Raw genomic sequence first — 21,351 nt, forward strand, 5'->3', positions numbered from 1 at the left:
ATGTAAGGGGGCGGCCAAGGTTGCGTGAGAGGCTTGAGCTGACGTCCTCGTCATCGTGGCATGAACGGAGGTTCGACCCCCGCATCGACAGCCGGGGTCGAGCCGGGGTAAGGCTCGCGGCCCCATCGCGACCCACAGGATTCCGTCTCTTGCGACTGCCCCAGGCCCGGCTTGATCAGGTGCTCGACCGCTTCCATCAGGTGGAGGCGCGGATGGGCGCGGCCAGCGACGGGCAGGAGATCGTGCGCCTGTCGAAAGAGCACGCCGAGATGAAGCCGGTGGCCGATGCGGTTATGGCGCTGGCCAGGACCCGGGGCGACATGGCCGATCTGGAGGCCATGGCGGCCGACCCGGAAATGGCCGAGATGGCTGCGGACGAACTGCAGACGCTGAAAGACGCCCTGCCTGAGATGGAGCGGGAGGTGGCCCTGCTGCTGGCCCCCCGCGACGCCGACGAGAACGCCTCGGCCGTGCTGGAAGTGCGCGCGGGCACGGGCGGCGACGAGGCGGCCCTGTTCGCCGGCGAGCTGTTCCGCATGTATTCGCGCTACGCCTCGACGCGCGGCTGGCGGGTCGAGGTCGACAGCGCCACCGAGGGCGAGGCCGGCGGCTTCAAGGAGATCATCGCCACCGTCACCGGCGAGGGCGTCTTCGGTCGGCTGAAGTTCGAGAGCGGCGTCCACCGCGTCCAGCGCGTGCCGACCACCGAGGCCGGTGGCCGCATCCACACCTCGGCCGCCACCGTCGCCGTCCTGCCCGAGGTTGAGGACGTCGAGATCGAGATCCACGACAAGGACATCCGCATCGACACCTTCAGGGCGTCGGGCTCGGGCGGCCAGCACGTCAACAAGACCGATTCCGCCGTTCGCATCACCCACTTTCCGTCCGGCATCGTGGTGACCTCCTCGGAGAAGAGCCAGCACGTCAACCGCGACAAGGCGATGAAGAACCTGCGCGTCCGTCTTTATGACCAGCAACGGCAGACCAAGGACCTGGCCCGCTCGGACGCGCGCAAGTCGCAGGTCGGCTCTGGCGACCGGTCGGAGCGCATCCGCACCTACAACTTCCCGCAGGGGCGGATCACGGATCACCGCATCGGACTGACCGTGCACAGCCTGCCGCAGGTGCTGGAAGGCGATCTCGATCCGGTGCTGAACGCCCTGATCGCCGAGGATCAGGCCGCGCGTCTGGCGGACCTTGAAGCCGGATTTTCCTGAGGATCAGGCTCTAATGAACTTCGGGCGGTCGCGCCGCGGGGTCCAGGTATTCGTTCCCGGCATGGGGATGGGCCGACAGGACGAAGCGGCGGTCGCAATAGCCGCACTCGACGAAATCATCCTCGCCCATCTCCAGATAGACGAGCGGATGACCCAGAACGCCACCGCCGTCGCACGCCACGCGCTTGCTCGAGACGACGATCTGCTCGGGTGGCGGAACGGCGGCGTCTGGGTGGCGCGGGGGCATGGACAGGCCTTCAGATCGGGGCGGCGACGCGCGCACCCCCAGAGCGAAATCGGTTTGGACGTGATCGCGTCCAGACTCAGATTGCGCTCCAGGATCATGCCGGAGCCTGATTCACGGCATCAGCGGAATCGCGAAGCGTTTCCTCCTCAACCGATCAGGCTCTAGGCGCGGGGGGCGTAGAGGTCAAACCGCGTCCGGCTTGCGGCGCAAAACGCGGTCGATGATCGCCTTGCGTCCCTTGAACATCGACCAGCCCAGACAACCGGCGGCGATCCATAGACCCACTTCGCCGAGCAGGGCGGCGGGTCCGCCGATCCACAGCGCCTCGCTCATCTCCAGCCGATCCAGCCGGTAGAGGACGAAAGCCGCGAGCGCAGCGCCATAGCCGAGAATACAGACCGCGAAGGCGCTCCAGCCGATCAGTCGAATGCGGGACATGGAAAATCTTTCGTCAAGGACGCTTATCACAAAGACAAGGACACTAGACAACGCCAGGCGCTGTGTCAAGCGTGCTTTCCATGGCCTTGGCGTTGCCGCCTGGCGCGCCTACCTAGACACCCCTGACGAAAGCCGCCCATGACCACGCCCGACGTTCTGCCCGCCAACGCCATCGAAGCGCGGGGACTGGAAAAGACCTATGCCGGGACCGGCAAGACACCGGCCAAGGTCGCCCTGCGCGGCGTCGATCTGGTCATTCCGCGCGGCTCGATGTTCGGCCTGCTGGGACCGAACGGGGCGGGCAAGTCGACGCTGATCAACATTCTGGCGGGGGTGGTCAACAAGACCGGCGGGACCGCAGCCATCTGGGGCCGCGACATCGACAGACAGCCGCGCGACGCTCGCGCGGCGCTGGGCGTGGTGCCGCAGGAGATCGTGGCCGACGTCTTTTTCACCCCGCGTGAGGCGCTGGAGGTCCAGGCCGGCTTCTACGGCGTGCCGGCCAACGAGCGCCGCTCGGATGAGCTGCTGGCGGCGCTGGGCTTGTCGGACAAGGCCCACGCCTATGTCCGTGCCCTGTCAGGCGGCATGAAGCGGCGGCTGATGGTGGCCAAGGCGCTGGTCCACAATCCGCCCATCCTGATCCTCGACGAACCGACGGCGGGGGTGGATGTCGAGCTGCGCCGGCAGCTCTGGGACTATGTTCGCCACCTCAACGCCGAGGGCGTGACCATCCTGCTGACCACCCACTACCTCGAGGAAGCGCAGGAGCTCTGCGACACCATCGCCATCATGAACCGCGGCGAGGTCGTGGCCTGCGAACCGACGCCCCAGCTGCTGCGTCGGCTGGACACGCGAAACGTGGTCGTGACCCCCGAAGGCGTGCTCAACGGCCTGCCGGTCCTTAAGGGGTTCGAGGCTGTGGCCCGGCCCAACGGGGCCTTCGTCGTCACCTACCGCAAGGGCCAATCGTCGGTCGAACAGGTGCTGGCGGCAGTACGGGCCGCGGGCGTCACCATCGCCGACATCGTCACCGAAGAACCGGATCTGGAGGACGTTTTTTTGGCGTTGACCTATGGCGACGCCAGTCAGATCAGTCCGACGCGGGATTGAGCCGCCATTGCACGGTGCAACGAAAAAAAATGGTGCAATCGGTGCAAGGACGCGCGGTTTCAGCGGTCGCGTCGCGGTGATGGACGCCGTCCTGAAGCGGGCGGCGTCGGGTCAGATTTTCAAAGACGATGGATTATACACCGGCCGCCGGGCGATGATGGCAAATGACGCTGCTGATCAGCCAGGGGGTTGAAAGATCGCGCAATATTTCTGCGGATTATGAGGGCCGGAGGGTCAGGCCACCATCACCGTGCCGATCAGCAGCCGCGCGCCGGCGCGGCCGAGGACGCGGTTGGTGGCGGCCTGAAGCTGGGCGACCAGACGTTCGACGTCGGGCGGCGCGCCCGGTAGCATCGCATTGGCCGCCTGCTGGACCACGACGGCATAGGCGGCGCGCAGACGGGGGGCCGACTGGGCGACACGCGTTCGCAACGCGGCGTCGGTCGCATCCACGCCGGTCTCGACCGTGAAGACCCCGCGACGACCGCCCGGGCGATTGACGTTGGCGGCGATGATCGGCAGCCGCAGATAGCTGGGTTGTGGCGCGCCTTTAGCCTCGCGCGCCGCGGCTGGCGTGGCGACGGTTGAGACGGCGACGGCGGCGAGGCCGAGAAGGGCGCGGCGATCCATGGGCGGACACTAGCTGTGGCCGCTTAACATTCTCCTGCCTCTCGTGCAGCGGTCGGGAGGAGAAATTCTACGCCGCCGCCGCGACCGGTTTCGGCGCCATGGCCCGCAGGTCCAGCAGGCGAACAGGGCCGCGTCCTGGTCCTGTTCGGGGTTGGGGATCGTCAGCAGCCGTCCGCCGACGAAGATGGAGTTTGCGCCCGCGAGGAAACACAGCGCCTGCATCTCCCTGCTCATAGTCTCGCGGCCCGCCGACAGGCGGACCGTGGCCGCCGGACAGACGAGGCGCGCCACGGCGACAGTGCGGCGAGATCGTGGGTCATGCGGGCCTGCTTAGCTTCACCCCACGGCCTCGCCAAGCCACCTATTCCTCGTCGCGATAGACCCGGCCGTCGCGCATGACGAAATCCATCGACGTCAGCACGGTCACATCGGCCAGCGGGTCGCCGTCGACGGCGATGATGTCGGCGCGCTTGCCCGGCTCCAGCGTGCCGATCTCAGACGAAAGGCCGAGAAGGTCGGCCGCATTGACCGTCGCGGCCACCAGCGCGGACATCGGCGTCATACCGTGCTGGACCATCAGGGCGAATTCATCAGCGTTGCGGCCGTGTTTGGACACGCCGGCGTCCGTGCCGAAGGCGATGCGGACCCCGGCCGGCACAGCCCGGCGCAGCGACTCGCCGGTGATCGAGATGCGCCAGCGGATCTTGGGCAGCACCTCGGCCGAATAGGCGTTTGGATCGGCGGCCAGTCGCTCCAGATAGCCGTTCACCGTGGACAGGGTGGGGATGTAATAGGCTCCAGTCTCGCGGAACAGCCCGATGGTCTCGTCGTCGAAGATGGTGCCGTGCTCGATCGAATCCGCGCCCAGACGCAGGGCCATGTTGATCCCGTCCGCGCCGTGGGCGTGGACCGCGACCTTGAGGCCGTACAGGTGGGCCGTCTCGATCAGGGCCCTTGCCTCATCCTCAAACATCTGGGCACCGAGCCCGGCGCCGATGCGGCTGTTGACCCCGCCGGTGATGGCGATCTTGATGACATTGGCGCCGCGCCCGATCTGGAGGCGCACTGCCTCGCGGCAACTCTCGACCCCGTTGCAGACATTGTCGTGCGGGATGTCGTCGCGGAAATCATCATTGAAGCCCAGCCGCCCGTCTATGTGGCCCGAGGTGGTCGAGATTGCGAGCCCTGCATCAATGATGCGCGGCCCCGGCAGGCGGTGGGTGGCGGTGGCGTCACGCAGGGCCAGGGTCACGCCGCCCCGGTCCCCGAGGTTACGCACCGTGGTAAAGCCCGCCATCAGCGTTTTCTCGGCGTTCCCGGCCGCCCGATAGGCATGGGTCGGCAGGTTTTCGGTGATTCCCGACAGGAAGCCGGCCTGGCCACCGAGGTCGGAGACCAGATGTACATGACTGTCGATCAGGCCCGGCAGAACGAAGCGGTCGCGCTGGTCGATGACTGTCGCGCCCGGAAAGGCCGAGGCGTCGACGAAGCCGTCGCGAATCTCGACGATCAGCCCGTCGCGCACCACCACGGTCGATGGGCCGCGAGGGGCCTGGCCGGGGCGGTCCAGCAGCCGTCCGGCCTGGATCAGGGTGACAGGCCCCGGTTCGAGCGCCACAGGCGCGGGCTGCGCGCTCGCCGCCGCCGTTGTCATAGCCAGAAGCGCCAAACCGCCAAGGCTCGCCATCAGTCTGTTCATCGTCACCCTCCCCGGACCGTTCGCCATATTGAGCGCAACCGAAGTCGTTCCGCCAGAGCCGCTGTCACGGCAAACACATAAAGACATCCTTATGTGTTTCTTGCCCCCGGGCCGGGACCGGTCTATAGGCCGCCCGAACACTCTCCCGGAAAGCCCCCTTCTATGACCGACTACATCGTCCGCGACATTTCGCTTGCCCCGTTCGGCAACAAGGAAATCGCCATCGCCGAAACCGAGATGCCGGGCCTGATGGCGCTGCGCGAAGAGTTCGGTGCGCAACAGATATTGAAGGGCGCCCGGATCGCCGGCAGCCTGCACATGACGATCCAGACCGCCGTGCTGATCCAGACGCTGGAAGCGCTCGGTGCCGACGTGCGCTGGGCCTCGTGCAACATCTTCTCGACCCAGGACCACGCCGCGGCCGCCATCGCTGCCGCCGGCACGCCGGTGTTCGCCACCAAGGGCGAGACGCTGGAAGAATACTGGGACTATGCCCACAAGATCTTCGAATGGGCCGACGGCGGCTATCCGAACCTGATCCTCGACGACGGCGGCGACGCCACCCTGCTGTGCGTGCTCGGCCCCAAGGCCGAGCAGGACGGCACGCTTCTGGACAAGCCGGAGAACGAGGAAGAGGAAGCCCTCTACAAGGTGATGAAACGCTACATCGCCGAGAAACCCGGCTTCTATTCGGCCATCCGCGACGCCATCGGCGGCGTGTCGGAAGAGACCACCACCGGCGTCCACCGCCTGTACGAAATGGCCAAGAAGGGCGATCTGCCGTTCCCCGCCATTAACGTCAACGACAGCGTCACCAAGTCCAAGTTCGACAACCTCTACGGCTGCCGTGAATCGCTGGTCGACGCGATCCGCCGCGGCACCGACGTGATGCTGTCGGGCAAGGTCGCTGTGGTCTGCGGCTATGGCGACGTGGGCAAGGGCTCGGCCGCCTCGCTGCGCCAGGGCGGCGCCCGGGTAAAGGTCACCGAGGTCGATCCGATCTGCGCGCTACAGGCGGCGATGGAAGGCTATGAGGTCGTCACCGTCGAGGACGTGGCGAGCGAGGCCGACATCTTCGTCACCGCCACGGGCAACAAGGACGTCCTGACGGTCGATCACATGCGGGCGATGAAGAACAACGCCATCGTCTGCAACATCGGCCATTTCGACTCCGAGATTCAGGTCTCGGGCCTGAAGAATTTCAAATGGGACGAGATCAAGCCACAGGTCCACCACATCGAATTCCCGGACGGCAAGAAGATCATCCTGCTGTCCGAGGGCCGTCTGGTGAACCTGGGCAATGCCACGGGCCACCCGTCATTCGTGATGTCGGCGTCCTTCACCAACCAGGTGCTGGCCCAGATCGAGCTTTGGACCAACGCCAAATCCTACGACAACCAGGTCTACACCCTGCCCAAGCATCTGGATGAGAAGGTCGCCATGCTGCACCTGGCCAAGCTGGGCGCGAAGCTGACGACCCTTTCGAAGGAACAGGCCGACTATATCTCGGTCCCGACCGAAGGCCCGTTCAAGCCGGACCATTACCGCTACTAGAGCCGGTCGTAAGGACAACGAGGGGGCCGGGGGCGTCCCGCTTCCGGCCTTCTTGCGTCATAGGGCCGCCGATCGGTGGCTGGCGAAGCCCGCCGCCGGGCCTTAGAATGAAATCATGACCGTGTTCGACATTCTCATCTTCGCCGCCATGCTGGCGGTCGCCGTCACTCTCGGGTTCGGCATCTATTCCCTGTTCCGGGGCGGCGATTTCGCCAGGTCCCATTCGAACAAGCTGATGCGCCTGCGCGTCGTCCTGCAGGCGGTGGCCGTCGTCCTGCTGTGCGCCGGCATGTGGTGGAAATCCACCTACGGAGTCTGAGCCCATGGTCGTCCTGAACCGCATCTATACCAAGACCGGCGATGGCGGAGAGACGCGGCTGGCGTCCGGCGCGACCGTGTCCAAGAGCGACCCGCGGGTCGAGGCCTATGGCACGGTGGACGAGCTGAACGCCGTCATCGGCATCGCCCGGCTGTATTCAGGCCAGAACGACCGCATCGACGCCATGCTGGGGCGGATCCAGAACGAGCTGTTCGATCTCGGTGCCGATCTCGCCACCCCGTCGGACCCCGCGCCGAAGTGGGAGGCGTTGCGGATCGTGGACGGGCAGGTCGAGCGTCTCGAGGCCGAGATCGACTGGATGAACGAGAGCCAGAAGCCACTGGACAGCTTTATCCTGCCGGGCGGCTCGCCCCTGTCGGCGCATCTGCATCTGGCCCGCACGGTGTGTCGCCGGGCCGAGCGCGACGCCATCCGGGCCAGGGAGGCGGGCCGCGATCTGTCACCGGCCGCCCTGCGCTATCTGAACCGGCTGTCGGACCACCTGTTCGTCGCCGGTCGACGCGCCAACGCCGACGGTCTGGACGACGTCAAATGGGTCCCCGGCGCGACCCGGTGAGGGTCTGGGCTTCCTGATCAATACCGCTCATCCCCGCGAAAGCGGGGATGAGCGGAGATCGAGGAGCGATTGCTTTCGCGCGACCACAACTGGGTCCTGACCCTAGCGACCTTGTTCCACGGCAAGCACCGCGCGCTGACGTTCGCGGTCGGCGTCGCGGGCGACCTGTTGGGCGGCCAGACCGTCCTCGATGGCGATCAGTTCGCGGTTCTTGGCGTCAGAAGCCTGGGCGCGGGTCTGGCCGATCGGGCGTTTCGTGATCTCGGCGATGGAGAGGGGCTGGGCGCAGGTGCGCGTGTCCGGGTCCCACCATTGGCCGCCCGCCTCGCAGCGGTCGCCCGGCGCGATCACCAAGGCCTCCCAGGCGAAAATCCCCGCCAGGGCGACGGCGAACAGGCTGAGAAACATGATGCTAAGGCGTTTCATGGACAGCAGGCGCAGCATGGGAACTCCATTTCCGGTTCGGACAAGGGGCCACAGGTCCCTTGACGCGGCGTTACGTTGACAGGTCGCGGCGACCGTTCCATTGCCTGACCCAACATTCCGGCGATCTTGTGGATAGCGCAATGAAGGTTCTCGTCCCCGTCAAACGGGTGATCGACTACAACGTCAAGGCCCGCGTCAAGGCGGACCAGACCGGCGTCGATCTCGCCAACGTCAAGATGAGCATGAATCCGTTCGACGAAATCGCCGTCGAAGAGGCTGTGCGCATGAAGGAAGGCAAGGAACATCACGCCGCCGGCACCGTCGACGAGATCGTGGTCGTCTCTATCGGCGTCACGCAAGCCCAGGAAACCATCCGCACGGCCCTGGCCATGGGCGCGGACCGGGGGCTGCTGATCCAATCCGACGCCGACCTCGAGCCGCTGGCGGTCGCCAAGCTGCTCAAGGCCGTCGTCGACGAGGAGAAGCCGGATCTGGTGCTGCTGGGCAAACAGTCGATCGACGGCGACAACAATGCGGTGGGCCAGATGCTGGCCGCCCTGCTGGACTGGCCGCAGGCCACCTTCGCCGGCAAGATCGTCATCGGCGGCGGCCCCAATGGCGAAAGGAGGGCGACCGTTACTCGCGAAGTCGACGGCGGCCTCCAGACCCTGTCGGCGGCCCTGCCGGCGGTGGTTTCGGTCGATCTGCGGCTGAACACCCCGCGCTACGCCTCGCTGCCCAACATCATGAAGGCCAAGAAGAAGGAGATCGCGGTCAAGGCGGTCGCCGACTATGGCGTCGATACGGTGCCGCGCCTGAAGGTGGTCAAGGTCACCGCCCCGCCGCAGCGTTCAGCGGGCATCAAGGTGGCCGACGCCGCCGAACTGGTTGCGAAGCTCAAGATCGTGGGGGTGCTGTAATGGCCGTTCTGGTTATCGCCGACCGCGACGGCGACACCGTCCGCGACTCCACCCACAAGACCGTGACGGCGGCGCTGAAGCTGTCGGGTGATGTGGATATTCTGGTCATCGGCCAGGGCTCGAAAGCCGCAGCCGACGCCGCCGCGAAGATCGCCGGGGTGCGCAAGGTGCTGCTGGCCGAGAGCGCCGGTCTGGGTCATCAGCTGGCCGAGGCGGTCGAGGCGACCGTGGTCGGTCTGGCCGGCGGCTATGACGCCATCCTTTCGCCCGCCACCACCGACGGCAAGAATTTCATGCCGCGCATCGCCGCCAAACTGGATGTCGCCCCGATATCGGAGATCATCGAGGTGGTTTCCAACGACACCTTCGTGCGCCCGATCTACGCCGGTAATGCGCTGGAGACGATCCAGTCCGGCGATGCCAAGAAGGTCATCACCGTGCGCCCGACCAGCTTCGACGCGGCGGGCGAAGGCGGCTCGGCCAAGGTCGAGACCGTGGCGGGTGCCGACGCCGGCAAGGCGGCCTTCGTCAGCGACGAAATGGTCAAGTCGGACCGCCCGGAACTGGGTGCCGCCAAGATCGTCGTCTCGGGCGGCAGGGCGATGGGCTCGGCCGAGGAATTCCACGCCGTCATGGACCCGCTGGCCGACCGGCTGGGGGCCGCCGTCGGGGCCTCGCGCGCCGCCGTCGACGCCGGTTACGCCCCCAACGACTACCAGGTCGGCCAGACCGGCAAGGTCGTCGCCCCGGCCCTCTACATCGCCATCGGCATCTCGGGTGCCATCCAGCATCTGGCCGGGATGAAGGACTCCAAGGTCATCGTCGCCATCAACAAGGACGCCGACGCCCCGATCTTTCAGGTCGCGGACTACGGCATCGTGGGGGATTACAAGACCGTTGTGCCCGAGTTGATGACCTCGCTAGGCTAACCCGATCCCTTCGGGATCGGGACGGGTGCAGCGTTTTCGGGACCGACGCTCCTCCTGCGTTCAGAGGCTTGCCGGCCTTGGGTGAGAAGCCATGACTCCTGTAGTGATCGCCTCCCTGCTCGGCGGCATCGGCCTGTTCCTGCTCGGCATGTGGCTGATGACCGAAGGTCTGAAGCTGGCGGCTGGCGGTGCCCTGCAGGCGGTTCTGGAGTCCTGGACCCGGTCCGCCCCCCGCGGCTTCCTGGCCGGGGTCCTGATCACCGCCCTGCTGCAGTCGTCCAGCGCCGTGACGGTCGCCACCCTGGGCTTTGTCAACGCCGGCCTGCTCAGCCTGGCCCAAGCCGTCTGGCTCATCATCGGGGCCAACGTCGGCACCACCATGACCGGCTGGCTGGTGGCCCTGGTGGGGGTGAAAATCGATGTAACGGCCCTCGCCCTGCCCCTGATCGGGCTCGGCATGCTAGGCCGGCTGGCGTTCCGCGGCCGCTCACGGCTGTTCGGCGCCGGCCAGGCCATGGCGGGGTTCGGGGCCTTCTTCCTCGGCGTCGGCGTACTGCAGGGAGGATTTGCGGACCTCCTGCGTGACGTCGGTCCTCTGGTTACGGGCGACGTGACCTTCGTCAGTCTCCTGGCCGCCCTGGCCCTGGGCGTGGTGGTCACGGTGATCACCCAGTCCTCCAGCGCCGCCATCGCCATCGCCCTGACCGCCGCCGCCACGGGTCAAATCCCCCTCGCCATGACCGCCATGGCGGTCATCGGGACCAATATCGGGTCGACATCGACGGCAATCCTGGCCGCCCTGAGCGCAACGCCGGCGGCGCGGCGGGTGGCGATGGCGCATGTCATCTTCAACGTAACCGCCGCGGTCGGCGCGCTGGCGCTGCTGTCGCCGCTTCTGTGGCTGAGCGGCTGGTTGACCGCCGGATTCAACCCGCAGGGCGAGACGCCGGCGATCCTGGCCATGTTCCATACCCTGTTCAACCTGCTCGGTGCCCTGATCATGGCCCTGATGGGATCGCGGTTGATCGCCTTCCTGCAACGCCGCTTTGTTTCAGCGGAGGAGAGCCTGGCCAAGCCTAGATATCTCGATTCAACCCTCGCGCCAGTTCCAGCCTTGGCCCTGCGGGGGCTCGTCCTGGAGGTGGACCGCATGCGTGAGGCCGCCTTCGCCATGGTCGTCCATCGGCGGGGGGCGAAGGAGGCCGGGGCAGCGATGGCCGAAGGCCGGCTGCAGCCACTGGGGCGGGAGATCCGGAACTTCATCGGCACGATGAGCGCCGGCCCCCTTCCCGACGCTGTGGCCAACGCCCTGCCCGACGTGATCCGGGCCGTTCAGCACCTGGAAGAGATTGAGCGTATGAGCCTGCGGCTGCGAACGCCCCCGCCCGGCATTACTGCGGCATCCACGAGCTGGGCAAGACTGCGACAGGCCTTGGCGGATAGCCTGAACGGGCCTGGCGCGAATGCCGCCGAACTGGAGCTGGCCTGCACCCGGTTAATCGAGGTTGCTGAGCAAGCCTATCAAAAGGTCAAGACCGACCTGTTGCAGGCGACCGCCCGCGGCGTCCTGCCCATCGATCAGCTGGATGGTGCCTTGGATCTTGCCGACGCCCTTCGTCGCTGCGCCGAGCTGGCGGCCAAGACCCACAGGCGCCTCGGCCCATGGGAGGGGCATCCCGACACAGCCCATGAAAAGGCGCAACGTCACGCGGCCGCGGAATAGGCCCCCGCCACCATGGTCCACCTCGCCGTCAGACTGGCTCCCGGAGCGTCCGCCGACCGTATCGACGGCTGGGACAAGGACGCCGGGGGACGGCCCGTCCTGAAGGTCCGTGTGCGCGCCCGGCCGGTCGAGGGCGAGGCCAATGCCGCCCTGATCAAACTCCTCGCCAGGGCGCTGGGGGTCCCTCAATCCGCCGTCGCCATCCACCGCGGCGGCCAGTCGCGGACGAAGAGGGTGAGGGTCGAAGGTCTGCCCGACCCCGACCTGAAAGCCCGCCTTACCGATCTGTAATGTTTCCGGCTTTGACGGAACGCGCTGGACCCTTTTGTAATCGACCTCGAAATGCGCCCCAGGGTCGAGGTTGCGCATCAGGGGAGCGTTCGATGAGATTTCACGCCTTGCGGGGTTCAAGCCTCGCCGTCCTCGCCTGCGCGGTCGCGGGCGTTCTGGCCCTGTCGGCCTGCGCCACCACCGGGGACTCAGAGCCCGGCGACGGCGCTTCCACCGACGATTCGGACAAGCGGACGCTGGCGAGGGGCCTCGACGCCGCCACCAACCCCGATCCCTTCCCCTCGACCTATCGCGGCCTGCCGCGCGAGAACATGGCCATCGTCGGCGGCACGGTCTTCACCGGCGCGGGCCGCAAGATCGAGAATGGCGTGGTCATCGTCACCGACGGCAAGGTCGCCGCCGTGGGCGACGCCTCGACCGCCATCCCGTCGGGCCACCGCACGGTCGACGCGCGCGGCCGCTTCGTGACGCCTGGCATCATTGATGTGCACTCGCACCTGGGCGTCTATCCCTCGCCGGGCGTGTCGGGGATGAGCGACGGCAATGAGGCGACCAACCCCAACACCGCCCAGGTCTGGGCCGAGCATTCGCTGTGGCCCCAGGACCCCGGCTTCAACACCGCACGCGCCGGCGGGGTGACCACGCTCCAGATCCTGCCGGGCTCGGCCAACCTGTTCGGCGGCCGCGGCGTCACCGTGCGCAATGTGCCCTCGGTGACCATGCAGGGCATGAAGATGCCTGGCGCGCCCTATGGCGTGAAGATGGCCTGCGGCGAGAACCCGTCGCGGGTCTATGGCGGCCGCAACACTTCGCCGGCCACCGGCATGGGCAATGTCGCCGGCTATCGTGCCGCCTTCATCGCCGCCCAGGACTATCGGGCCAAATGGGACAAATGGCGCGAGGATGGCGAGGGCTCGCCCCCGACCCGCAACCTACAGCTCGAGACCCTGGTCGGCGTGCTGGACGGCTCGATACTGGTCCAGAACCACTGCTATCGCGCCGACGAAATGGCCGTGATGATCGATATCGCCAAGGAGTTCGGCTACCGGATCACCGCCTTCCACCACGCGGTCGAGGCCTATAAGGTCGCCCCGCTGCTGGCCCGCGAGGGCATCTGCGCCGACATGTGGACCGGCTGGTGGGGCTTCAAGATGGAGGCGCTCGACGCCGTCGAGGCCAATGCCGCCCTGGTCGATGCGCCGGAAGGCAGCTGTGCCGTCATCCATTCCGACGACGCCGAACTGACCCAACGCCTGAACCAGGAAGCCGCCGCAGCGCTGGCCGCCGGCCGCCGCATCGGCATGGCCATCAGCGAAGAGCGGGCGATCAGCTGGATCACCCTCAATCCGGCCCGGTCGCTGGGCATCGCCGACCAGACCGGCTCGCTGGAAACCGGCAAGCGCGCCGACGTCGTGGTCTGGAGCGCCAATCCGTTCAGCGTCTATGCCCGCGCCGATCAGGTCTTCATCGACGGAGCCCTGAGCTACGACCGGATGAACCCGGCCTATCAGCCGCTGTCCGACTTTGAGCTGGGCCAGCCCGGCTATGGCCTCGCGGCCGCCGGCGTGACGCAGGGAGCCCGCTGATGCGCCTCAAGAGCCTCATCCTCGGTGCCGCCTGCATGGCGGCGTTGTCCACCCCCGCCTTCGCCCAGTCCCTCACCGCCATCACCGGCGGGCGGGTATTGACCGGAACCTCGGTGATCGAGAACGGCACGGTGGTGATCCAGAACGGCCGGGTCGTCTCGGTCGGGACCGGTGTCGCGCCCTCCGGCGCCCGCATCATCGACGCCCGCGGCAAGGTGGTCTCGCCCGGCTTCGTTGCGGTCGATTCGGGCCTCGGCGGGATCGAGGTCTCCTCGGTCGGGGGTTCTGACGATCTGCGCAACGGAGCCAACTCGATCAGCGCCTCATTCGATGTCAGCTACGGCCTCGACCCCTGGTCCTTCACCCTGCCGGTGGCCCGTCTCGGCGGCATCACCCGGGCCATTGTCGTCCCCAACCATGCGGGCGGCGGCGGTGGCGGTCACGCCCATGACGATTCGGACTTCGCCGGCGTCGGCCACGGCGGCTTCCAGTCGCCCGGCCTGTTCGCCGGACAGGCCGCGATCATCCATCTGGCCCAGGGCAATGACATCCTGGTCCGGGCACGGGTAGCCATGGTCGCCCCGTTCGGCGAGGCCGGAGCCGGCATCGTCGGCGGCGCGCGCGGGGCCCAGTTCACCCAGTTCAAGGAAACTCTGGCCGAGGTCCGCCTCTATGCCCGCAACAAGGGGGCTTATGACCGGGCCGGCCTGCGCGATCTCAGCCTGTCGCGCGCTGATCTGGAGGCTCTGATTCCGGTGGCCAACGGCTCCATGCCGCTGATCGTCACCGTGCGTCGCGCCGCCGATATCCAGCAGGTTCTGCGCCTCGCCCGCGAAGAAGGCGTCAGGATCATCCTCGACGGCGCCGAAGAGGGCTGGCTGGTCGCTGATCAGATCGCGGCGGCGAATGTGCCGGTGCTGTTGAACCCGCTGGCCAACCTGCCGGGCAGTCTCGAAACCCGTGCAGCGCGCCTGCAGAACGCTACGGTGCTGGACGCGGCGGGCGTGGTCATCGCCATCAAGGGCAATGAAGGTTCGGTCCACCGCGCCCGAGAGACCCGCTACAACGCCGGCAACGCCGTTTCCCACGGGCTACCGTATGACGCGGCGATCGAGGCCATCACGGTCAATCCCGCCCGGATATTCGGCATGGCCGGCCAGTTCGGCGAACTGCGCGCCGGTGCAGCCGCCGATGTGGTGATCTGGTCCGGCGATCCGCTGGAGCCGCTCAGCAACGCCGAGACGATCTTCATCGGCGGCGCCGAACAGGCCCCGACCAGCCGCCAGTTCCTGCTGCGGGATCGCTATCGCGACGGCGGCGAAGGCGCGATGCCGCCGGCGTATACGCGTTAGGGCGCTAACGCTCGTGACGCGGTCACTCGCTGCTTGAGCACAGGTTGTCTGCGCTAACGCTCGTGACGCGGTCACTCGCTGCTTGAGCGCGATTTGCGCTAGGTTCGTGAGATGACCGCGTCCGCCCCGCCCCGCCTGTTCATCGACGCCGACGCCTGTCCGGTGAAGGACGAGGTCTATCGCGTGGCGGCGCGCTATGGCCTGCATGTGTTCGTGGTGTCGAACGGCTGGATCAACACACCGCGCGAACCGTGGATCGAACAGGTGGTGGTTGACGCCGGGCCTGACGTGGCCGACGACTGGATCGCCGAACGGGCGGGACCGGGCGACATCGTCATCACCGCCGACATTCCCCTGGCCGATCGCTGCCTGAAGGCGGGGGCGCAGGCGTTGAAGTCGAACGGCCAGCCCTTTACCCCGGACTCCATCGGCTCGGCGCTGGCCGGACGGATGGTGGGCGAGCATCTGTGCTCCATGGGCGTGGCGACCAGCGGCCCGCCGCCGTTCGGGCCGAAGGACCGCTCGGCCTTCCTGCAGGTACTGGATCAGGCGGTGGTGCGGGCCAAACGGGTGGCGCGGTGACGATCATTCCCGAGAGCGAGCTGGAGTTTCATTTCTATCGCGCCGGGGGGCCGGGCGGGCAGAACGTCAACAAGGTCTCGACCGCGGTGCAGATGCGCTTCGACGCGAAGAACTCGCCGTCGCTGACCGAGTCGGTGCGGGCACGGCTGATGAAGGCAGCGGGCAGCCGGTTGACCCTGGACGGGATCATCCTGATCACCGCCGTCCGCCATCGGACGCAGGAACGCAACCGCGCCGACGCCATCGAACGGCTACAGGGGCTGGTGGACAAGGCCTCGGTCGCGCCGGTCTATCGCGTGCCGACCCGACCGACCCGTGCCTCCAAGGAGCGGCGGCTGGACGGCAAGGCCAAGCGGTCGGGGATCAAGAGCGGGCGCGGACGGCCCGATCTGGACTGACTATTGGGCGGCGGGCGTGGCGGGGGGCGTCGCGGGCTCGGTGGGGGCGGGCCGGAACCGCAGGGCGGTGACCTTGCCGCCCGGCTCGAAGCCGATCATCCACTGCGTCGCCGCAGTGGCAAAGGTGACCGCGAACAGATCGACGCCATTCTGGCTGTCGAGGAAGTCCACGGCCTGGACCGCGCCCAAGCTGGTCAGCAGCGGCGTGATCTGGCCCTCCTGCTCGCGCATCATGGCGGCCAGGTCTTCGGTCATCAGCGCATAGTCCATCGCGCCCGACTGGCTGCCGGCGATCAGGGTTCGCAGGGTGTCCTCGGCCTTGGCATTGGCGGGCGTCACGGCTGCGGCGGGGGCCAAAGCGGGGGTCGCGGCGGGGGCGGCGGAAGCGACCCCGGCCGTCGGGCGGTCGAAGGCGTTCGGCAGGGTCGCGGCGGCCGCCTGGGCGGAGGCGGCCGAGGGGGCGAGCAGCAGGACCGCGGCGATCAGGATCGGCTTCATAGGCTGGACGTCTCCGGGTTTCAGCCGGGCAAGATGCCCGGCCAAAGCGACAGAACAAGGGCGGTGACGGAGGCGCAGGTCGCCACCGTGACCATGACGATCATCCAGACCGGCGTCCGGCTTTCGCGGATCACGACGGTTTCGGCCCGTGGCGGGTCCTGCGCCAGGCGGGAGATGGACTTCAAGGTGGCGCGGAACTCGCCGATGGCGTCGCGGACGCGGGCCTGGGGCCCCAGTTCACGGCGGATCCAGGTCTCGACGACGGGCCGGGCCGCTTCCCACAGGTCATGGTCGGGGTTCAGACGGCGCGCCACGCCCTCGACCGACACCATGGTCTTCTGCAGCAGGATCAGTTCGGGCCGGAGGTGCATGTCGAACAGGCCGGTGATCTCGAACAACTGGCCCAGCAATCGGCCCATCGACACCTGCGACGCCTGTTTGCCGATGACGGGTTCGCCCACCGCGCGCAGGGCCTGGGCGAAGGCCTCGACGGAGTGTTCGGGCGGGACATATCCGGCCTCGAAATGGACCTCGGCGATGCGGTCGTAGTCGCGGCTGAGGAAGCCCCAGAGGATTTCGGCGAGATAGCGCCGCTCGGCCGGGCCGAGGCGGCCGACGATGCCGAAGTCGATGGCGGTCAGCTCAGCCGGGGCGTGGCAGAACAGGTTGCCCTCGTGCAGATCGGCGTGGAAGGTGCCGTGGTCCAGCGCCTGGCTCAGAAAGGCGCGCACGACGTTGTCGGCCAGGGCATCCTTGTCCAGCCCCGGCTGTTCGGCGGCCAGGGGGTCGGTCATGGGCAGGCCGGGGGCCCATTCCAGCGTCAGCACGCGCCGTCCGACGCCGTCCCAGACTACGGCCGGGGCGGTCATGTGACCGGTTCCGCCGACCCCGGTCGACTTGTCCATGATGTCCTTTAGCTCGGAGGCTGCGGCGGCCTCGAGCCGCATGTCCAGCTCCAGCAGCATGGAGCGGGCCACCGTCTCGACGAAGGCGCGGGGTTCCAGACGCCGGGCCAGCGGTATGAACCGGTCGACCATTCCGGCCCCCAGCCGCATGGCGTCCAGCCCGCGGGCGACGCGCCGCTCCACGCCGGGCCGCAGCACCTTGACCGCGACCTTGCGTCCGTCGGCCAGCCAGGCCGGATGCGCCTGCGCCAGGGAGGCGGCGGCGACGGCCGGGGCGAAGTCGGTGAACAGGCTCTCGACCGGACGACCCAGCGCGCGCTCGACCTCGCGTCGCGCCTGGTCCAGCGGGAAGGGCGGCAGGTTGTCCTTCAGCCGGCCGAGGTCGCGGGCGAATTCGATGCCGAAGATGTCGGCCCGCGTGGCCAGCACCTGACCCAGTTTGATGGCGACCGGGCCCAGATGCTCGAAGGCCTTGCCGAGACGCTGGCCGGGCCGCCCTTCGCGGCCTTCGCGCCCGGCCATGGCATGCAGCAGATGACCCAGCCAGCGAATCCAGATGGGGACCAGCGGCGTGATCTCGCGGGGGATCAGGGTGTCGTGTCGGATCAGCACCCACATCCACCGCATCAGGCGGAAAGTGGAGGCCACGGGACTGCGCACCGGCACGGTCGGCGGCGGCGCCGGCGGCGTCATCCGGGTCAGAGGCCGGGTCAGACGGCCCATCCGTGATGAATGGCCGCCACGCCGCCCGACAGGTTGGTCACCGTCACGCGACTGAACCCGGCGGTCTCGATCATGGCCTTGAAGGTCAGCTGGTCGGGGAAGCGGCGGATGCTCTCGACCAGATACTGATAGCTGTCGCGATCCCCCGCGACCCAGCCGCCGATGCGGGGAATGGCGTGAAAGGACCAGGCATCATAGGCGGCGCGGATCGCCGAGGCGGTCGGGCGGCTGAACTCCAGGCACAGGAACCGCCCGCCCGGCTTCAACACGCGCCGCGCCTCGCGCAGGGCCTGATCGACGTCGACCACGTTGCGGATGCCGAAGCTGATCGAATAGGCGTCGACCGAGGCGTCGGGCATGGGCAGGGCCATGGCGTCGCCGACGGTCCAGCTCATCTCAGGCTCGCCGCCCTTGTCGACCCCGGCCATGATCATTTCGGCGTTGTAGTCCAGCACGACGACCGAAGCGTCGGGGTTGGAGGGTCCAGAGGCGCCGCGCCGCGTCTGGGCCGCGCGCGCCATCTTCGCATAGCGCCGCGCCATGTCGCCGGTGCCGCCCGCCACGTCGAGGATGACCTCGCCGGGACGGGGGTTCAGCCTGGCCGCCGCCGCGTCCTTCCAGAGCCGGTGCACGCCCCCGCTCATCAAGTCGTTCATCAGGTCGTAGCTGGAGGCTACGCTGTCGAACACGCCGCGCACCATCCGCGCCTTCTCCTTCGCATCGACGTCGCGAAAGCCGAACGATGAGGTCTTGCCGGAGGCGGTCTTTCCAGAGGAGGCGGCGGCGTTCATGTCGCGGGTCTAGCGCGTCGCGCAAGCGCCGTCACCGGGCCGTCTGGTCGCGGTCACGCTGTCAGTGACCGACCGGAACCGGACGCGGCAGGCGCAGGTCCTTCATGACGCCCCGCATCAGCTCGTAACAGCCGCAAGACGCCTGCTCGAGCGCGTCACGGTCCAGCACCTCGACCCAGCCCCGACCGCGTTTGATGAGACCCCTGCTCTCCAGGTCAGACCCGACCTCGCTGACGGTGGCGCGACGCACGCCCAGCATGCCGGCGATGTCCGACTGGGTCAGGTGGAAGCGGTTGCTCCCTGCGCGGTCGTGCAGGGTCAGAAGCCAGCGCGCCAGCCGCTCATCAAGCCGGTGCCGGGCGTTGCAGGCGGCGGTCTGCTGGACCTGGGCGAACAATCCTTCGGTGAAACGGGCCAGCGCCATCCGCATGGATTCGCTGCGCGACAGGGCGTCCGCAAAGACGTCGGCGGAACAGCAGGCGGCGCTGCCTTCCAACTGGGCGATGGCGCGGCTGGACGCCCGCCCGTTCATCGGCCCGCAGGTCACGCCGACCAGACCTTCGCGCCCGATGGCGGCGGTCTCGACCATCCGGTCCTCGGGCAGCAACGTCATCAGGGACACCACGCCCGTCAGCGGGAACCAGACGGCGTCGACCGCTTCGCCCGCGTCGTAGAGTATCTGGCCCTGTGTGAAGACGCGCTCTTGCAGATGGGGTTGCAGCCGTCTCCGATCGGCGGGGTCCAGAGAGGCGATCCATAGATTGTCCACGAAGGGCTCCGCTTGGAAATGGCGACGCTTGTTAACGTCAAAGCTTGGCACGCGTTCCGTCGCGCTTGTGGCCGGGTTCCCGGCGCGATACGGCAGTCGAACGGAGGATGCCCCATGACCGATCGGCTCGACGTCGAGGATGTGTTGAAGACCCTGCCCCAGTGGCGACGCGGGGCAGGAGACAGGCCCGCCATAGAGCGGACGCTGACCTTCACCGACTTCAACGCGGCCTTCGGCTTCATGACCCGCGTGGCGCTGCTGGCCGACAAGGCCGATCACCATCCGGAATGGTCCAACGTTTACAATCGCGTCGAGGTCTTGCTGACGACGCACGACGCGGGCGGGGTAACCGACCGGGACGTCCGCATGGCGCGCTTCATCGACGAGGCGGCGCTGGCGATGGGGGTGACGTCGTGACGGGGCGTGTCGCGGGCAAATCCGCCCTGATCACCGGCGCGGCCGGTGGTCTGGGCGAGGCCATGGCCTGGATGCTGGCCCGCGAGGGCGCAAAGGTCGCGGTGACCGATGTGAATGAAGCGGGCGCGCGGACACTGGCGGCCGCGATCAACGCCGAAATTCCCGGCGCGGCCTTCGCCTTCGCCCACGACGTCACCGACGAGGGCGAGTGGATCTCGGTCATCGACCGGGCCGTGGCGGCCATGGGCGGCCTGTCGATCCTGGTCAACAATGCCGGCATCGGCGGCGACATGAAATTCGTCGAGACCGACACGCTCGAGAACTGGCGCCGCGTCCAGGCGGTCAACATCGAGTCCATCATGCTGGGCTGCAAACACGCCATGCCGCACCTGCGGGCCTCGGCGCCGTCGTCGATCGTCAACATCTCGTCGGTGGCCGGCCTCGCCGCCGCGCCGGGCATGGGGGCCTATAACGCCACCAAGGCGGCGGTGTGGATGTATTCCAAGACCATCGCCCTGGAGGCTGCCAAGGGCGGCTGGAACGTGCGCTGCAACTCGGTCCATCCGGTCTTCATCAAGACCCCGATCCTCGACCCCTTCATCGCCATGGCCGGTGGCGACGAGGCCAAGGCTCTCGAACGCCTCACTCGTGGCATCCCGATGAAGCGGATCGGAGAGCCGGACGATGTGGCTTACTGCGTCCTCTACCTCGCCGCTGACGAGTCGAAATTCGTCACCGGCGCGGAGTTCAAGATCGACGGCGGCATGCTGGCGCAGTGAGCACGCGGCGCTCACTGCCACCCTTTTTGACCCGCGTTCATCGGCCCTTCGGGACCTCCCGACCCGACGCGGTCTGAGTCAGGGGATCAGATCCACCGGCAGGATCTGGCTCGACAGCAGGATCTCCATTCCCTGCCAGCGTTCCGGGCCCTCGCGTTCGACCCAGGCCTGGACCACGTCGCGGCGCAGGCGACGACGAACAGCAGCAGACCGAGGACGAGGGCGCGAATGGAAACCTCCGGGGGCGAAGCGAGGCCATGCCAGACCGGGACGCGGCCGGCAGGAACCTTGCAAATCCGCAAGCCGGCGCCGGCCGCGCCGAGACGCATTCGGGATTGAGGGCGGCGCGGTCCTGCTGTAAGGCCCTTCGTCCGGCTTTCGGCCGCCAGACGCACCCGTAGCTCAGCTGGATAGAGTACTGCCCTCCGAAGGCAGGGGTCACAGGTTCGAATCCTGTCGGGTGCGCCA

Annotated in this window: 24 protein-coding genes, 1 tRNA gene and 1 pseudogene; 16 read left to right on the forward strand and 10 right to left on the reverse strand. The window is 67.6% G+C overall.

What is annotated here, in order from left to right:
• Positions 1-149: 149 nt before the first annotated feature.
• A complete protein-coding gene (gene prfA / locus ACESMO_RS04775) occupies positions 150-1,217 on the forward strand; it encodes a peptide chain release factor 1 (protein WP_372707036.1) in 1,068 nt (355 codons plus the stop codon).
• 10 nt (positions 1,218-1,227) lie between these two features.
• Here prfA and ACESMO_RS04780 read toward each other — a convergent pair whose 3' ends face one another.
• Positions 1,228-1,464, reverse strand: a complete 237-nt coding sequence (locus ACESMO_RS04780; RefSeq protein WP_372707037.1) for a zinc-finger domain-containing protein — start codon at positions 1,462-1,464, stop codon at positions 1,228-1,230.
• A 183-nt stretch (positions 1,465-1,647) separates the two neighbouring features.
• On the reverse strand, positions 1,648-1,902 hold the full coding sequence (locus tag ACESMO_RS04785) for a hypothetical protein (protein WP_372707038.1): 255 nt from the start codon (positions 1,900-1,902) through the stop codon (positions 1,648-1,650).
• Between the two features lie 138 nt (positions 1,903-2,040).
• Between ACESMO_RS04785 and ACESMO_RS04790 the strand changes: the two genes are divergently transcribed.
• Positions 2,041-3,015, forward strand: a complete 975-nt coding sequence (locus tag ACESMO_RS04790) for an ABC transporter ATP-binding protein (protein ID WP_372707039.1) — start codon at positions 2,041-2,043, stop codon at positions 3,013-3,015.
• A 234-nt stretch (positions 3,016-3,249) separates the two neighbouring features.
• Here the strand turns inward: ACESMO_RS04790 and ACESMO_RS04795 are convergent, their stop codons facing one another.
• From ACESMO_RS04795 to ACESMO_RS04805, 3 genes and pseudogenes are all read right to left on the reverse strand, one after another.
• Positions 3,250-3,645, reverse strand: coding sequence for a Tat pathway signal protein (locus tag ACESMO_RS04795; RefSeq protein WP_372707040.1), 396 nt, complete (start codon positions 3,643-3,645; stop codon positions 3,250-3,252).
• 9 nt (positions 3,646-3,654) lie between these two features.
• Positions 3,655-3,948: pseudogene (locus tag ACESMO_RS04800) on the reverse strand (hypothetical protein); the annotation flags it as partial.
• A gap of 58 nt (positions 3,949-4,006) precedes the next feature.
• Positions 4,007-5,344 (reverse strand): amidohydrolase family protein, encoded by a 1,338-nt coding sequence (locus tag ACESMO_RS04805; protein WP_372707041.1) that lies wholly within the window; start codon positions 5,342-5,344, stop codon positions 4,007-4,009.
• A gap of 162 nt (positions 5,345-5,506) precedes the next feature.
• Between ACESMO_RS04805 and ahcY the strand changes: the two genes are divergently transcribed.
• From ahcY to ACESMO_RS04820, 3 genes are all read left to right on the forward strand, one after another.
• A complete protein-coding gene (gene ahcY, locus ACESMO_RS04810) occupies positions 5,507-6,898 on the forward strand; it encodes an adenosylhomocysteinase (RefSeq protein ID WP_372707042.1) in 1,392 nt (463 codons plus the stop codon).
• A gap of 115 nt (positions 6,899-7,013) precedes the next feature.
• A complete protein-coding gene (locus ACESMO_RS04815) occupies positions 7,014-7,217 on the forward strand; it encodes a twin transmembrane helix small protein (RefSeq protein WP_372707043.1) in 204 nt (67 codons plus the stop codon).
• A 4-nt stretch (positions 7,218-7,221) separates the two neighbouring features.
• Positions 7,222-7,794, forward strand: coding sequence for a cob(I)yrinic acid a,c-diamide adenosyltransferase (locus ACESMO_RS04820; protein ID WP_372707044.1), 573 nt, complete (start codon positions 7,222-7,224; stop codon positions 7,792-7,794).
• A 102-nt stretch (positions 7,795-7,896) separates the two neighbouring features.
• Here the strand turns inward: ACESMO_RS04820 and ACESMO_RS04825 are convergent, their stop codons facing one another.
• A complete protein-coding gene (locus ACESMO_RS04825) occupies positions 7,897-8,238 on the reverse strand; it encodes a hypothetical protein (RefSeq protein ID WP_372707045.1) in 342 nt (113 codons plus the stop codon).
• Between the two features lie 122 nt (positions 8,239-8,360).
• On the opposite strand from ACESMO_RS04825, the gene ACESMO_RS04830 reads away from it, so the two are divergent.
• From ACESMO_RS04830 to arfB, 8 genes are all read left to right on the forward strand, one after another.
• Positions 8,361-9,140 carry an electron transfer flavoprotein subunit beta/FixA family protein gene (locus ACESMO_RS04830; RefSeq protein WP_372707046.1) on the forward strand — a complete coding sequence of 260 codons (780 nt, stop codon included), beginning with the start codon at positions 8,361-8,363 and terminating at the stop codon, positions 9,138-9,140.
• The gene (locus ACESMO_RS04835) at positions 9,140-10,069 is read left to right on the forward strand and encodes an electron transfer flavoprotein subunit alpha/FixB family protein (RefSeq protein WP_372707047.1); all 930 of its coding nucleotides are present in this window, start codon (positions 9,140-9,142) and stop codon (positions 10,067-10,069) included. The genes ACESMO_RS04830 and ACESMO_RS04835 overlap by 1 nt, the downstream gene beginning before the upstream one ends.
• A gap of 91 nt (positions 10,070-10,160) precedes the next feature.
• On the forward strand, positions 10,161-11,792 hold the full coding sequence (locus tag ACESMO_RS04840; protein ID WP_372707048.1) for a Na/Pi cotransporter family protein: 1,632 nt from the start codon (positions 10,161-10,163) through the stop codon (positions 11,790-11,792).
• A 12-nt stretch (positions 11,793-11,804) separates the two neighbouring features.
• Positions 11,805-12,083, forward strand: coding sequence for a DUF167 domain-containing protein (locus tag ACESMO_RS04845; protein WP_372707049.1), 279 nt, complete (start codon positions 11,805-11,807; stop codon positions 12,081-12,083).
• A 92-nt stretch (positions 12,084-12,175) separates the two neighbouring features.
• A complete protein-coding gene (locus ACESMO_RS04850; RefSeq protein ID WP_372707050.1) occupies positions 12,176-13,669 on the forward strand; it encodes an amidohydrolase in 1,494 nt (497 codons plus the stop codon).
• Positions 13,669-15,021, forward strand: coding sequence for an amidohydrolase family protein (locus tag ACESMO_RS04855; protein ID WP_372707051.1), 1,353 nt, complete (start codon positions 13,669-13,671; stop codon positions 15,019-15,021). The genes ACESMO_RS04850 and ACESMO_RS04855 overlap by 1 nt, the downstream gene beginning before the upstream one ends.
• A gap of 111 nt (positions 15,022-15,132) precedes the next feature.
• Complete coding sequence (locus tag ACESMO_RS04860) at positions 15,133-15,603, forward strand: YaiI/YqxD family protein (protein ID WP_372707052.1); 471 nt, start codon at positions 15,133-15,135, stop codon at positions 15,601-15,603.
• On the forward strand, positions 15,600-16,001 hold the full coding sequence (gene arfB, locus ACESMO_RS04865; RefSeq protein WP_372707053.1) for an alternative ribosome rescue aminoacyl-tRNA hydrolase ArfB: 402 nt from the start codon (positions 15,600-15,602) through the stop codon (positions 15,999-16,001). Before ACESMO_RS04860 ends, arfB begins: the two co-directional genes overlap by 4 nt.
• Here the strand turns inward: arfB and ACESMO_RS04870 are convergent, their stop codons facing one another.
• The 4 genes from ACESMO_RS04870 to ACESMO_RS04885 form a co-directional block, all read right to left on the reverse strand.
• Entirely contained in the window at positions 16,002-16,499 is a 498-nt protein-coding gene (locus tag ACESMO_RS04870; protein WP_372707054.1) for a hypothetical protein, read from the reverse strand. It abuts the gene before it with no gap.
• A gap of 20 nt (positions 16,500-16,519) precedes the next feature.
• Positions 16,520-18,127, reverse strand: a complete 1,608-nt coding sequence (ubiB, locus tag ACESMO_RS04875; RefSeq protein WP_372707055.1) for a 2-polyprenylphenol 6-hydroxylase — start codon at positions 18,125-18,127, stop codon at positions 16,520-16,522.
• Positions 18,115-18,918 (reverse strand): class I SAM-dependent methyltransferase, encoded by an 804-nt coding sequence (locus ACESMO_RS04880; protein ID WP_372707056.1) that lies wholly within the window; start codon positions 18,916-18,918, stop codon positions 18,115-18,117. Before ACESMO_RS04880 ends, ubiB begins: the two co-directional genes overlap by 13 nt.
• Positions 18,919-18,979: 61 nt before the next feature.
• The gene (locus ACESMO_RS04885) at positions 18,980-19,687 is read right to left on the reverse strand and encodes a Crp/Fnr family transcriptional regulator (RefSeq protein WP_372707057.1); all 708 of its coding nucleotides are present in this window, start codon (positions 19,685-19,687) and stop codon (positions 18,980-18,982) included.
• 114 nt (positions 19,688-19,801) lie between these two features.
• On the opposite strand from ACESMO_RS04885, the gene ACESMO_RS04890 reads away from it, so the two are divergent.
• From ACESMO_RS04890 to ACESMO_RS04900, 3 genes are all read left to right on the forward strand, one after another.
• Complete coding sequence (locus ACESMO_RS04890; protein ID WP_372707058.1) at positions 19,802-20,104, forward strand: 4a-hydroxytetrahydrobiopterin dehydratase; 303 nt, start codon at positions 19,802-19,804, stop codon at positions 20,102-20,104.
• Entirely contained in the window at positions 20,101-20,883 is a 783-nt protein-coding gene (locus ACESMO_RS04895) for an SDR family oxidoreductase (RefSeq protein ID WP_372707059.1), read from the forward strand. The genes ACESMO_RS04890 and ACESMO_RS04895 overlap by 4 nt, the downstream gene beginning before the upstream one ends.
• A 391-nt stretch (positions 20,884-21,274) precedes the next feature.
• Positions 21,275-21,351 (forward strand) — tRNA-Arg (locus ACESMO_RS04900).

This window comes from Brevundimonas sp. (assembly GCF_041688735.1).
Classification (GTDB): Bacteria; Pseudomonadota; Alphaproteobacteria; order Caulobacterales; family Caulobacteraceae; genus Brevundimonas.